A 12682-nucleotide genomic window follows, 5' to 3' on the forward strand; every position below is an offset into this window, starting at 1 on the left:
TCATGTCGACCGATTCCAATCATCAACCCGGCGGCGGCCACGCGGTCGCCCTACGCGCCGAACGGCGCTGGGCCATCTTCGCCGTCGCATTGATCGTGCTGATGCTGGCCGTCATCGTGTTCTCCGGGCTGCATTGGGCGATGATGCCGCCCTCGCGCGTCGAGACGATCGACCCGTCGCGCCTGCAACTGTCCGGCGAATTCGTCGAAGACAATCTCGGCAGCGCGGTCGAGCCGGACGGCTCGGTGGTCGTGCGCTTCATCGCGCAGCAGTATTCGTTCACGCCGCAATGCCTGCTGGTGCCCGCCGACACGCCGATCACGATGCGCACCACCAGCGCCGATGTCGTGCACGGCCTGCTCGTCACCGACACCAACATCAACACGATGGTCGTGCCCGGGTATGTCGCGACGCTCAACACGCGTTTCGACGCGCCCGCCGATCACACCATGCCGTGCCACGAGTTCTGCGGCTTCGGCCATCAGGCCATGTGGGCACACGTGAAAGTCATCGATAAAGCCACCTTCTTCGAGCAGGCCCGACAATCCCGGAGGCTGAGCTGTGTTTCACGCTAAGCGACTCGTTCTCGCGCATTTCTGGCTCGCCTTCATTGCGTTTCTGATCGCGCTGCTGCTCGGCGCCTGGCAGATGCTGGTGCGCAGCCCGCTCATGCCGTGGGTCGGCGACCCCGAGCTCTACTATCGCTCGGTGACCGCGCACGGCACGGTCATGGCGTACGTCATGCCCACACTCGTGTCGATGGGCTTCGGCTACGCGATCGTCGAACTCGCGCTCGCGCAGCGTCTCGTCGGTCTCAAATGGGCGTGGGCCGCGTTCATCATGCTGGCGGTCGGCGCCGTGATGGCGTCGGTGCCCGTGGCGCTTGGCCGGGCCTCCGTGCTCTACACCTTCTATCCGCCGATGATCGGCAGTCCGTTCTATTATCTGGGCGTGGTGCTGGTGGTGGTCGGTTCGTGGATCTGGGTTGCGCTGATGCATGTGAACCTGCGCGTCTGGAAGCGCGCCAACCCCGGCAAACCAGTGCCGCTCGCGATGTTCGCCAACGTGGCGGGCGCGTATCTGTGGGCGTGGACCGCCGTCGGCGCGGCGCTGGAGATCCTGTTCCAGATCCTGCCGGTCGCATTCGGCCTCACCAACACGATCGACGCCGGCCTCTCACGCATCCTGTTCTCGTGGACGCTGCACGCGATCGTCTACTTCTGGCTGATTCCCGCTTATATCGCCTACTACACGCTGGTGCCGCGCGCGATCGGTGGACGACTCTACAGCGATTCGATGGCGCGCGTGTCGTTCATCCTGTTCCTTGTCTTCGCGATGCCGATCGGCATCCACCATCTGTTCGCCGATCCGCAGGTCGGCTCCGGCTTCAAATTCCTGCACGCCGTGTTCACCGGCATGGTGTCGGTGCCGACGCTGCTGACGGTGTTCACGATCTGCGCGTCGGTCGAAATCGCCGGCAGACTGCGCGGCGGCAAGGGCGCGTTCGGCTGGTTGACCGCCTTACCCTGGCAAAACCCGATGATGCTCGTGATCGCGTTTTCGTTCGTGATGCTGGGTCTCGGCGGCGCGGGCGGGCTGATCAACATGAGCTACCAGTTGAACTCGACCGTGCACAACACGCAGTGGGTGACCGGGCACTTCCATCTGATCTTCGGCGGTGCGATCGTCATCATGTACTTCGCGATTGCCTATGAGCTGTGGCCGCAACTGACCGGCCGCGCGATCGCGTCGGTGAAGCTGGTGCGCACGCAGTTGTGGCTGTGGTTCATCGGCATGATGGTGGTGACGCTGCCGTGGCATTACGTCGGCCTGCTCGGTGCGCCGCGCCGCATGGCCTATTACGATTACAACGCTCTCGGCTTGCAGTCTCAGGCGTTCTGGGTCGGCTTGTCGGCGGTGGGCGGATTGATCCTAGTGGCGTCCGGCGTGCTGTTCATCTACATCCTCGTGAAGTCGCAATTCGGGCCGCTGGCTCAGCAGCAAAGCTTCCGCTTTGCGAGCGCGGCGCAACCGGTGGACCGCGTGCCGGCTGCGCTCAATAGCTTCGGCTTGTGGGTCGCGCTGATGATCGGGCTCACGGTCGTCAACTACAGTGTGCCGATCGTGCAGTTGCTCAGATTGCCGCAGACCTCCGTGCCGGCAGTCGTCGTCGGAGCACAGCGATGAATGAGGAACGCGTCTTCAGCTTGCGCAACCCATGGTTCACAGTGAGCGTGGGCGGCACGATTGCGATTGCCGTCGTCGGGATACTGATCGGCTTTATCTGGCTGCCTTCGGCGAGTAACGCGTTCGGCGACCGCGGCCTTTGGGCGACGATCTGCAGCGCGGCGGGGGCGCCGTCGAGCTGGTACGGCGGCGCCAATCTCGCCGGCCCGGCGCCTAGCGATGTCGTGGTCTTGCCGCCGTTGCGGCGCGCGCGCGCAGACGCCAATTCGATCGGTCGCGGCGCGACGATCGCGACGCAAAATTGCTCGATGTGCCACGGCGTACTCGGCACGGTGCAGGTCACCGCGCCAGCGTTGGCCGGTCAATATGCCGATGTGGTCTACAAAGAGTTGCGCGACTACCAGAACGGCGTGCGCCAGAACGCGATCATGCAGCCGATCATCGCCGCGCGCAGCGATCAGGATCTGCACGATCTGGCGGCTTACTACGCGTCGCTGCCGAGAGCGCCTGCGGCAGAAACGCTGCCGACTGGCGCAGGACTGGATGCGAACGCGGTGAAGCTTGCCATGCAGGGCGATCCGCAGCGCAATATCGCGCCTTGCGCCGCATGTCACGGACAGCTCGACCGCAAAGGCGCGGCGCCGTGGCTGGGCGGACAATCGTCGATCTATCTCGCCGCGCAGATGCGCGCGTTTGCTTCCGGCGCGCGACATAACGACATCAATGAACAGATGCGCAATGTGGCACGGCAAATGACGCCTGCCGAAATTGATAGCGTGGCGAAATACTATGCGGCTATGCAGTAGCAGCCGCTTTGTTCGCGCGACGTGGTTTGTCGCCACGGCTCAGCACGCCGTCGCGCAAAACAACCGCTGATACTAAGCCGTCGCGAACTCGCCTGCATCGGCCGTCTTCGGCGTAGCAGCCGAACCGCCACGCCGCCCGGCAAACGAAGCCAAAGACGCCGCACCGCTGCCTGTCTGAAACACCGACACAGCCGACGTCAATCGCCGCGCCTGCTCTTCCAGCGAACTCGCGGCAGCCGCAGCCTGCTCTACCAGCGCGGCATTCTGCTGCGTCACCTCGTCCATCTGCGCGACTGCGAGATTGACCTGATCGATGCCGGTACTCTGCTCGAGCGCGGCTGAGGCGATCTCGCCCATGATCGAACTCACGCGCGCAATCGCGTCGACGATCTCGGTCATCGTCGAGCCGGAGCGCTCAACCAGTTGCGAGCCGGCCTGCACGCGAGCCGTCGATTCATCGATCAAGCCCTTGATCTCCTTCGCTGCCGCCGCGCTACGCTGCGCGAGCGAGCGCACCTCGCTCGCCACCACCGCGAAGCCGCGTCCCTGCTCGCCTGCGCGCGCAGCCTCAACTGCGGCGTTCAGCGCCAGAATATTGGTCTGAAACGCGATCCCTTCGATCACGCCGACAATGTCGGCAATCCGCCGCGAATCGTCGACGATGCCATGCATCGTGCCCACCACCTGCTCCGTCAGATCGCCGCCTTGCGCGGCCAGCGTGGATGCGCCCTGCGCAAGCGAACTCGCCTGCTTCGCGTTGTCCGCTGTCTGCTTGACCGTCGAGGTGAGCTGTTCGATGCTCGCCGCCGTTTCTTCGAGCGACGCGGCCTGTTCCTCGGTACGTTGCGACAGATCGGTGTTGCCCGCGGCAATCTCGCTCACGCCGGTGTCGATGGATTCCGTGCCTTGACGCACCGAGTTCACCGTCGCGATCAGCGACTCCTGCATCTTGCGCAGCGCGGCCGCGAGACGGCCCATTTCGTTATTGCTGGTCACGACGATCTGGCCGGTCAGGTCGCCGTTGGCGATGCGCTGAAACTGCGCGATGGTGGCGTCGACCGGACGGACGATCGCACGCACCAGCACCGCGCGGCCGATCCACGAACCCAGCAACGACGCGACCATGCCGATCGCCACCGCGATACAAATCGCATAGAACAGATCCTGCGCGTCCTGGTAGCGCTGCGCGCCGTGATCGAGTTGCAACTGTTCGAGCGTGAGCATCGCCTTTTCGTACGCGCTGTAGAGCGACGGCAGCTTGTGTGCCTGCACTTGCTGGAACGCCGTCTTGTCGCCCGCCTTGAGCGCGGCGAGAGCAGGTTCGACGCCTTCGCGCAGGAAGGTGTCACGCTTGTCCTGCATATCCTTGATCAGGCGCTGTTCATCGGCGTCCGTGCTCGCACGGCTCACATAGTGGGCAAGACGGTCGTTGGAAGCTTTCTGGTACTGATCAAAACGCTTGAGCACGGCATTCGCGCCGTCCTGATCGTTCAGGTCGACGAGCGATGCGTACGTCGCCAGTGCGAGACGCAGGCGCAGCAGCTGTCCGGCGCTGCCTTCGAGGTCGGCGACGGCCGGCGTATCGACGGTGTACATCTGCTGCAGCGAGGCGTTGCTCGAGCGCAGCGACAGCAAGCCGGCGGCGGCGCCGAACAGCAGCACGACGCCGAAGAACACGATCATCAGGGTGAGGCAGGTGCGAATCGACAGATTTTTCAACATCGGGCTTGTCTCCGTTGGGCTGCCTGACCGAATGTTCAGTAAGTGCCTCGGCCACGCGTGCTGCGCCCAAGCCAAGTCGGCCAGGTCCGCAACTCTTGTCTAAATTTAAGCGAACGCCACATATAAGGACTACGGCTCAATCACGAAAAACTTTATGGTGGATGGCGCATGGGCTTGCGATACATCAAGATACAGGCGCATATGAAGGGCAATTCGCACTGGACGTTGCGGGACTACCCGGGTTCTCGGCGAGCGGCGCTTGATAGAAAGTGGCGGGAATGTATCTACGGAGCATGGCGATGTCGGAAATAGGCTCGGCACTGGTGGTTTTCTTTCTCCTGCTCGCCGTGACCGGAATCGGTGTGTGGGTGCGCCCCATCCTGCCCGAGGAGCACAAGGCGCACGAGACGGTGCAGCTGATCCAACTGGTGATCGGCATGCTGGTGACGTTCGCCGCGCTGGTACTGGGCTTGATGACCGCGTCCGCGAAATCCAGCTTCGACACCTCCTCGAATGATTTGCGCACCTACGCGGCGGATCTGATCGAGTTCGACACCACTCTGCGCGAGTACGGCACGGATACCGAGCCGGCCAGACAGTTATTGCGCCAGTACACCGCGGCGGCGCTCGCATCGACGTGGCCTGCCGAAACACCGCCCACTGGCGACTATCCGAAAAACATAGGATCGCAGGACAACTCGCAGAAACTGGAGAGCGTGCGGCTGGGCGACATGCTGACCGCCGTGGGCCGGGAGTTGCGAACGTTGCGGACGGGCGATCCGCTACAACAGCGCGCGCTCGACGATGCACTGAAGCAATACCGCCGCGTCGTGGATGCCCGGTGGAAGCTCATCGAGGAAGCGCACAGTTCGATTTCCCGACCGTTCCTCACGACATTGACGTTCTGGCTGGGCGTGATCTTTCTGAGTTTCGGCTTGATCGCGCCGCGCAATGCGCTGGCGCTGGTCACGATTTCGCTGGGCGCGGTGTCGATTGCTTCGGCGATCTATGTGATTGTGGATCTGGATACGCCGTTTACGGGGCCGATCGTTATCTCCAGTTCGCCGATGAGAGATGCGCTGGATCATTTGAGGCGGTGAAGGCCGCGCGTGCGTCACGGGAGGAGCGCATCGAACTCCGCAATCCGCCGCGCCCGTTCGATCACCGGCCGGTCGACCAGTTTGCCGTCCACCGCGAACGCGCCTTCCGGATGCTCGCGGGAAGCCGCCAGAACGCGCGACGCCCAGCGTCGCTCGTCATCGCTGGGTGCAAAGCCGCTGTTGACCGGGTCCACCTGTCGCGGGTGAATGCACAGCTTGCCGCCGAAGCCGAACCGCCTTGCAGTGGCGACATGTTCAGTCAGACGCGCGAGATCGTCGAGTTCCAGTGTCACACCGTCGATCGGCGCGGGCAGACCCGCATAGCGCGATTCGATCACCATCTGCGAACGCACGTAATCCAGTTCGACGCCGAGCCCTTCGATGCCGGCATCGCCGCAAAAATCCACCGTGCCGAAAGCAAGCCGCATGACCGACGGCGCACTGGCAATTTCCCGCATCGCCACCACGCCCGCCACGGTTTCGATCAGCGCCACGATTCGCATCTGCGACGGCAGCCGCTCGGCGACATCGGCGAGTTGCCGTGCGCTGTCCGACTTCGGCAGCATCATCGTGGAAAGGCCGGACGCGCTCACCATGTCCACGTCATCGAGATGCCACGGCGTGCCCACCGCATTTACGCGGACAATCAGCCGCGTAACGTCCGCCGTCGATAGCCAGCGTTGCAGGCCCTCGCGCGCAGCTTGTTTCGCCGCGGGCGCGACCGCATCTTCGAGATCGATCACCACCGCGTCGGCGCCTGTGTCGAGCGCCTTGGCGAAGCGCTCGGGGCGATCGCCCGGCACGAAAAGATAGCTGCGTGCGTCCATGCTGTTCTCCTGAACGGCACGCGGCGCAAGATTGCTAGTTCGCGTGCCAGTCGCGTTGAAACGTTTCGGAATAACTGTAGCGATCCGCCGGATGCACGCTGATCGTCAACTCGACCACCTGCGCGCGCCGGTTCAGATAGCGGCGGCACAACCACAGCGCGGGCGAACGCGGCTTCGCGTTCAAACGTTGCGCCAGCTTCGCCGGCAGCGCGACCGCGCGGATTTCCTGCTGCACTTCGGTGATCTGCTCGCCGAACTGCTTTTCGATCATCGTGTAGATCGGCACGTGCGTCCGGCCGCTCAGGCCCGTCAACGAGCGAAACGCGGGGTGGATATACACCTCGGTGTGGCAGATCGGCTCAACACTCTCCGGCGACAGGCGAATGCCCTCAGCCAGCAGCCAGGTTTCGCCCGGCTTTGCGCCGAGCCGTTCGATCAAGTCCGGATCGTCGATCTCGACAGTCTGCGTCGACGCGATCTCCAACTCCGTATCGGTCGTATAACGGTGCAGATCGCTCAGGCGCTCCATCACCTGACGGTACGCGGTCTCGCTTTGCGTGGCTTTCACGCGGGTGCCGATGCCGGGCCGCCGGTCCACCAGGCCGCGCTGCTCGAGTTGCTTGATCGCCTGCCGCACCGTGAAGCGGCTGGCGCCAAACTGCTCGCACAGTTCGAACTCGGTCGGCAGCAACGTGCCGATGGGAAACTGCCCGCCCTGAATCTCGTTCAGAAGCGTCTGTGCCAGTTGCATGTAGCGCGGCTGTTGCCCAAGGACTGTCGTGGCCATCTGGATGTGCAAAAAAGTGGAAGAGCGGACGGTTGCCCGCCCGGCCTTATTGCACCACACCCGCCTCCCTCAGCAAAGCGATCCTTTCCGCGCCGTAGCCCAGTTCGTCGAGCAGACGCTGCGTGTCCTGCCCGAGATCCGGCGCGGCGCGCGTCGGCAGCGGCTCGTCGATCCGCACTGGCGCGGCCACGCCGCGCACCTTGCCGAAGCGCGGATGCTCCGCGTCCACCACACATTCACGTTCGGCGACGAAGGGATTCTCCAGCGCCTCCTTGACGTTGAACACCGGCGCAGCGGGCACGCGTCCGCCGAAGCGTTCGAGCCATTGCGCCGTGGTGGCGGTCGAGAGCACTGCGTCGAGTTCGGTCTGCACCAGCTCGCGATTCGCGAGACGCGCCTGGAAGTTGCAAAAGCGCGGATCGGTCACCCACGACGGTTTGTCGATCACTTCGGCGAGCACGCCCCAGAACTTCTCCTTGTTGCACATCAGGAAGATCCAGCCGTCCTGCGTCTTGTACAACTGGCTCGGCGTGAGCGACGGATGCGACGAGCGGTTCTCGCGCCCCGTCACCACACCGCCGTTCAGATACCACGTCGCGACATAGGCGAGGTTATGCAACGCTACGTCGAAGAGGCTCACGTCGATATCGCGCCCTTTGCCCGAAGTCTTCGCGTCGACGAGGCCGGCGAGCAGCGCCATCGCCGCGGTCGTGCCGGTCATCAGATCGATGATCGACAGGCCAAAGCGCGCCGGTGGACTGTCAGGCTCGCCGGTGACCGACAGATAGCCCGCCTCGGCTTGCATCAGATAGTCGTAGCCCGGCCATGCCGCGCGGCTGCCAGTTCGTCCATAGGCGGACAGATGCCCGCACACGATCTTCGGATTCGCCTCGCAAAGTTGCGCGTAAGTGAGCCCGAGTTTCGCCGGCAGATCGCCGCGCAGATTGTTGAACACGGCGTCGCTCTTCGCGACGAGATCCAGCAGCACTGCCCGCGCTTCGGGCTTCTTCAGGTCGAGTGTGAGACTGCATTTGTTGCGATTGAACGCTTCGAAGAAGTGACTATCGCCTTCGCCGAAGAAGTACGGGCCGACCGCGCGGCCGACGTCGCCGCCATTGCTCGGATGCTCGATCTTGATGATCTCCGCGCCGAGGTCCGCGAGATGTTGAGTGGCGAAAGGACCGGCGCCGTATTGTTCGATGGCGAGCACGCGCACACCGGAAAGAGGCAGACTCATATCGGGCTCCGTTCGATCAACTGCTTGGCGATGATGATGCGTTGCATCTCGTTGGTGCCTTCACCGATCGTAAGTAGCGGCGCATCGCGATACAGGCGCTCGACGTTGTACTCCTTCGAATAGCCATACGCGCCGTGAATGCGCATGGCCTCGATGCTGTTTTCCAGCGCGGCTTCAGTGGCGAAGTATTTCGCCATGCCCGCTTCCATGTCGCAGCGCTCGCCGCGGTCGTACTTCTTCGCGGCGGCGTCGACGAGCAGACGCCCTGCTTCGACACGCGTCGCCATTTCGCCGAGCTTCAACTGAATTGCCTGATGTTCGCAGATCGGCTTGCCGAAGGTTTTGCGCTGCTGCGAATAGCTGACCGATTCGTCGAGCGCGGCTTGCGCGACACCGACGCCGCGCGCCGCGACATTGATACGGCCGAGTTCGAGGCCGCCAAGTATCTGTTGCAGGCCCTTTCCTTCCACGCCGCCAATCAATGCATCGGTGGACACGTGATAATCGTTGAACGACAACTCGCACGTATCGATGCCTTTATAGCCGAGCTTTTCGAGTTGCCGGCTGACCTCGAACCCCGGCCCTTTCTGCACCAGCAACAAACTCATCCCACGATGACGCGGCTGCGCCGTCGTATCCGTCTTCACCAGCAGCGCCAGTGTGTTGCCGTGCTTGCTGTTGGTGATCCACGTCTTGTTGCCGTTCACGATGTATTCGTCACCGACGCGTCTGGCCGTCGTGCGGATCGCCTGCAGATCGGTGCCGCAATCCGGCTCGGTGAGGCCGATGCCGCCGCGCCATTCGCCAGTGGCGAACTTCGGCAGGTATTTGCTCTTCTGTTCGGGCGTGCCGTTGCGTTGCACCAGCATCGCGAGAATCAGATGCGAGTTGATGATGCCGCTCACCGACATCCATACCCGCGAGATGCGCGCGATGATCTGCGCGTAGGTCCGCGTCGACAGACCCAGCCCGCCATACTCGGGATCGATGATGCAGCCGAACAGGCCCATCTCTTTCATCTTCTCGACGATCTCAGCCGGGTAGATATCGTCGTGATCGAACTTGTGAACGTAAGGACGTACCTCGGTTTCGAGAAAGCGGTCCAGCATGTCGAGAATCAGTTGATCGTTTTCCAGCGTGTCGAGTTCCGTTGCAGTCATGATGACGTCCTTAGGATGCGGTGTGTCCGGCAAGCGTGTCGGCGAGCGAGCGGGCCGGCTGTTCGTCGAGTTGCAATACGGCTTGGGCGATCTGTTCGGCGGCGCTGCGCGAGACGCTGCGCTGCGCGTTCGCGTAGAACTTGGCGACGATGTCGTCGTTGCTGACGGGCCGGTCCGCGCAGCCGCGATTGATCGCCTCGCGATGCGCGACGCGCGAACCGTCGCTGCGCTCCACCACGACTTCGCCGGTGTAGTGACGCGGGAAGGTCGTGTCGGGGTCGATTTCGTAATCGACTTTTGCGGCGAGCGCCAGCACTGCGGGATCGGCGAGCGCGGCGGGTTCGAGTTCGTCGAGCGTGAAGCGGCCTTTGAGCAAGGCCGTCGCGACGATGTACGGCACGCTGAATTGCGCGTCGTAGGCGGTGACCGGCTTGCGCTTTGCGTCGACTGGTTCGCACACGATTTCGACCGTGCCGCGCGGTACTTTGGCGACCACGCGTCGAATCGAGTCGAGCGAATTCGCCGAGAAGCGATGTTCGCGATTTAGTGCGATCGCCGCGTCGGCGACTGCATGCGTGAAGTGGCATGCCGGTAGCGGTTTGATCGCGACTTCGTCGATTTGCCACGTGCTGCCGAGGCCTTCGGTGGCGAGTTCACGCTCGGCTGTGTCGAGCGGCTTGCCGAGGTGGCTGGCGTACAGGCCGAAGCGTCCTTCGTAGGCCGAACGTGGACCCGTGAAGCCGTGTTTGGCAAGCGTCGCGGCGGTGATCGCCGAGGCCGCCGCGAAACCCGGATGGGCGCGCTTGGTCCACGCGCCGTCTTCGAGAAATTCGAGGCTGCCAGCCGCCATCGACAGAACGATGCCTTGTGCGTGCGCCATGCGTGTCTCGTCGAGTTGCAGCAGACGCGATGCCGCGACCGCGCAGCCGAACGCACCGACCAGGCCCGTCGGATGAAACCCGGCGTCGTGAAACCCGCCCTTCGCCGCCGATGCGACGCGCGTCGACACTTCCATGGCAACGATGTACGCGGCCAGCAAGTCCGCGCCGCTCAGACCGTCGCGGTCGGCGAGCGCGAGCACACAGGGTAATGCGCTGGTGGTCGAGTGAATGACGCCATGTGAATGCGTGTCGTCGAAGTCGAGACCGTGAATCAGCACGCCGTTCATCGTCGCGGAATCGCGCAAGGCGAGTCGCCTGCCGTAGCCGATTACCGGTGAAGCGCCGCTGCCTAACTCTGAGAAGGCAGCGAGCGAGACATCCGCATAGGGGTAGCCACGCGACGCGAATGCAATGCCGACAGCGTCGAGAATCAGATGCTTCGCGCGCGTCTGCACCGCGCGCGGTACGTCGCCCAATTGCAGGCTCAGGCCGAAGCGTGCGTACTGGTCGGACAGGGTGCCGGAGGTATCGAGTGAAGTCATGGGCTTTAACCTTGCTGGGTAGCGGGTAGCGAATCAGAGTCGGTGTCGAGGCTCGGCGAGATCCGCTCGAGTGCATGCTGGTTGGTTTCCACACGCAGCAGCAGAATCCCGAACACCAGCAACGCGAGGACGCTGCTCACCATGGCCAGCACGCCGGACACGCCGAACGAGCTGTAGAGCAGCACCGCCAGAAACGGCGTGCTCATGGAGGCTGCGCGGCCGCATACGCCGGCCGTGCCGGTGCCGCGCAAGCGCAGCTCAGTCGGAAAGAGTTCAGGGATGTAGGCGAACAAGCCCAACGTCGTGACGGTATAGATGCAGGTGATCAACACGAAGCCGACGCTGCTGATCGCCCAGCCCGCATGCATGTTCGGATAGACGAAGCCGACCACGATCGTGGCGATCGCGAAGATCACAAGGCCACGCGCCCGGCCGATGCGGTCCGCGCAGAAGAAACCGACCAGTGCGCCGCCTGGCGCGCCGAACGCCATCAGCGTCGTGAAACCCAGCGATTGCACGATGGTCAGGCCTTCCTTGACGAAGAAGGTCGGCAGCCAGGCGACAAAGCCGTACACCGAAATATTCACGGCGACCGCGGTGAGAATCGCGACCAGCGTGCGGCCGAGCATGGCGTGTGAGAACAATGCGGAGAACGGCGCTTTCGGTACTTCGAGACTTTCGGTGCGCTCGACTGGCGGCAATGGGCCTTTCTGACGCTGCACCTCGCTTTCGATGGCAGAGACGGTGGCCTCGGCTTCTTCACTGCGTCCGACCGATTCGAGCCAGCGCGGCGACTCCGGCATACGGTGCCGCAGCACCCACACGATGATCGCGCCGACGCCGGCGATCGCGAACATATAGCGCCAGCCCAGAAGCGGAATCACGACGTAGCCCACCGCCGTCGACACCAGCAAACCGGAATTGATGATGAGCGCGAGCAACGCGGTCCAGCGTCCGCGTGACGCCGGCGGGATGAATTCGCACAAGGTGCCGGCAGCGACCACCAGTTCGGCGCCGAGGCCGACGCCCATGATCAGCCGTAATACGATCAGCCACATCATGTTCGGCACGAAACACGCGGCAATCGACGCGAGGCCGAAGATCAGCAGGTTCGTCTGATACGACGAACGGCGGCCGAAGCGGTCGCCGAGATAGCCGGCAAAGCCCGCGCCGATCAGCATGCCGAGAAAGGTCACCGAGATGAAAAGCGCGTTTAGCTTCAGATCCGAGAAGCCCGCTTTCACCATCGCGCCGAGCGCGCCGGCGGCGAGATAGATGTCGAAGGCGTCGAGAAAGGCGCCCGCGCTGATGAGCCCGAGAATTTTCCGGTGAAAGGACGCGATGGGCAGGCGATCGAGTCGCGCGCCCGAGTTGACGATACCGATAGCCACCTTTGTCTCCTTGGTGTGCATGCGGCTGCGCAATGTTTGGAC

The 12682-nt window shown here is 63.3% G+C and carries 11 protein-coding genes; 4 read left to right on the forward strand and 7 right to left on the reverse strand.

Going from position 1 to position 12682, the window contains the following annotated elements:
* The first annotated feature begins 2 nt into the window (after positions 1-2).
* Genes B0G75_RS06015 through B0G75_RS06025 form a run of 3 tightly spaced genes read left to right on the forward strand, consistent with a single transcriptional unit; the run spans position 3 to position 2993 of the window.
* Positions 3-575 (forward strand): cytochrome C oxidase subunit II, encoded by a 573-nt coding sequence (locus B0G75_RS06015; RefSeq protein ID WP_106302018.1) that lies wholly within the window; start codon positions 3-5, stop codon positions 573-575.
* Complete coding sequence (locus B0G75_RS06020; RefSeq protein ID WP_106302022.1) at positions 562-2187, forward strand: b(o/a)3-type cytochrome-c oxidase subunit 1; 1626 nt, start codon at positions 562-564, stop codon at positions 2185-2187. Before B0G75_RS06015 ends, B0G75_RS06020 begins: the two co-directional genes overlap by 14 nt.
* Entirely contained in the window at positions 2184-2993 is an 810-nt protein-coding gene (locus B0G75_RS06025) for a c-type cytochrome (protein ID WP_106302025.1), read from the forward strand. Before B0G75_RS06020 ends, B0G75_RS06025 begins: the two co-directional genes overlap by 4 nt.
* A 72-nt stretch (positions 2994-3065) precedes the next feature.
* Here B0G75_RS06025 and B0G75_RS06030 read toward each other — a convergent pair whose 3' ends face one another.
* Positions 3066-4715, reverse strand: a complete 1650-nt coding sequence (locus tag B0G75_RS06030) for a methyl-accepting chemotaxis protein (RefSeq protein ID WP_106302028.1) — start codon at positions 4713-4715, stop codon at positions 3066-3068.
* Between the two features lie 299 nt (positions 4716-5014).
* On the opposite strand from B0G75_RS06030, the gene B0G75_RS06035 reads away from it, so the two are divergent.
* The gene (locus tag B0G75_RS06035) at positions 5015-5815 is read left to right on the forward strand and encodes a hypothetical protein (protein ID WP_106302031.1); all 801 of its coding nucleotides are present in this window, start codon (positions 5015-5017) and stop codon (positions 5813-5815) included.
* Positions 5816-5829: 14 nt separating this feature from the next.
* Here B0G75_RS06035 and B0G75_RS06040 read toward each other — a convergent pair whose 3' ends face one another.
* Genes B0G75_RS06040 through B0G75_RS06065 form a run of 6 tightly spaced genes read right to left on the reverse strand, consistent with a single transcriptional unit; the run spans position 5830 to position 12661 of the window.
* Complete coding sequence (locus B0G75_RS06040) at positions 5830-6642, reverse strand: CoA ester lyase (RefSeq protein WP_106302034.1); 813 nt, start codon at positions 6640-6642, stop codon at positions 5830-5832.
* Between the two features lie 34 nt (positions 6643-6676).
* Positions 6677-7429: a GntR family transcriptional regulator gene (locus B0G75_RS06045; RefSeq protein ID WP_106302037.1), complete on the reverse strand. Its 753-nt coding sequence runs from the start codon at positions 7427-7429 to the stop codon at positions 6677-6679.
* A gap of 46 nt (positions 7430-7475) precedes the next feature.
* Positions 7476-8666 carry a CaiB/BaiF CoA-transferase family protein gene (locus tag B0G75_RS06050; RefSeq protein WP_106302040.1) on the reverse strand — a complete coding sequence of 397 codons (1191 nt, stop codon included), beginning with the start codon at positions 8664-8666 and terminating at the stop codon, positions 7476-7478.
* Positions 8663-9826, reverse strand: coding sequence for an acyl-CoA dehydrogenase family protein (locus B0G75_RS06055; RefSeq protein WP_106302043.1), 1164 nt, complete (start codon positions 9824-9826; stop codon positions 8663-8665). Before B0G75_RS06055 ends, B0G75_RS06050 begins: the two co-directional genes overlap by 4 nt.
* A gap of 10 nt (positions 9827-9836) precedes the next feature.
* On the reverse strand, positions 9837-11249 hold the full coding sequence (locus B0G75_RS06060; RefSeq protein ID WP_106302046.1) for an MmgE/PrpD family protein: 1413 nt from the start codon (positions 11247-11249) through the stop codon (positions 9837-9839).
* 5 nt (positions 11250-11254) lie between these two features.
* Positions 11255-12661 carry an MFS transporter gene (locus tag B0G75_RS06065; RefSeq protein ID WP_106302049.1) on the reverse strand — a complete coding sequence of 469 codons (1407 nt, stop codon included), beginning with the start codon at positions 12659-12661 and terminating at the stop codon, positions 11255-11257.
* Positions 12662-12682: the final 21 nt, after the last annotated feature.

This window comes from Paraburkholderia sp. BL18I3N2 (genome assembly GCF_003001875.1).
GTDB lineage: Bacteria > Pseudomonadota > Gammaproteobacteria > Burkholderiales > Burkholderiaceae > Paraburkholderia > Paraburkholderia phytofirmans.

What these genes read in the sequence shown, in the direction of transcription:
- B0G75_RS06055 (WP_106302043.1), bottom strand. Translation starts at nt 9,826, where the DNA reads ATGACTGCAACGGAACTCGACACGCTGGAAAACGATCAACTGATTCTC.
- B0G75_RS06045 (WP_106302037.1), bottom strand. Translation starts at nt 7,429, where the DNA reads ATGGCCACGACAGTCCTTGGGCAACAGCCGCGCTACATGCAACTGGCA.
- B0G75_RS06040 (WP_106302034.1), bottom strand. Translation starts at nt 6,642, where the DNA reads ATGGACGCACGCAGCTATCTTTTCGTGCCGGGCGATCGCCCCGAGCGC.
- B0G75_RS06050 (WP_106302040.1), bottom strand. Translation starts at nt 8,666, where the DNA reads ATGAGTCTGCCTCTTTCCGGTGTGCGCGTGCTCGCCATCGAACAATAC.
- B0G75_RS06025 (WP_106302025.1), top strand. Translation starts at nt 2,184, where the DNA reads ATGAATGAGGAACGCGTCTTCAGCTTGCGCAACCCATGGTTCACAGTG.
- B0G75_RS06065 (WP_106302049.1), bottom strand. Translation starts at nt 12,661, where the DNA reads ATGCACACCAAGGAGACAAAGGTGGCTATCGGTATCGTCAACTCGGGC.
- B0G75_RS06035 (WP_106302031.1), top strand. Translation starts at nt 5,015, where the DNA reads ATGTCGGAAATAGGCTCGGCACTGGTGGTTTTCTTTCTCCTGCTCGCC.
- B0G75_RS06015 (WP_106302018.1), top strand. Translation starts at nt 3, where the DNA reads ATGTCGACCGATTCCAATCATCAACCCGGCGGCGGCCACGCGGTCGCC.
- B0G75_RS06030 (WP_106302028.1), bottom strand. Translation starts at nt 4,715, where the DNA reads ATGTTGAAAAATCTGTCGATTCGCACCTGCCTCACCCTGATGATCGTG.
- B0G75_RS06060 (WP_106302046.1), bottom strand. Translation starts at nt 11,249, where the DNA reads ATGACTTCACTCGATACCTCCGGCACCCTGTCCGACCAGTACGCACGC.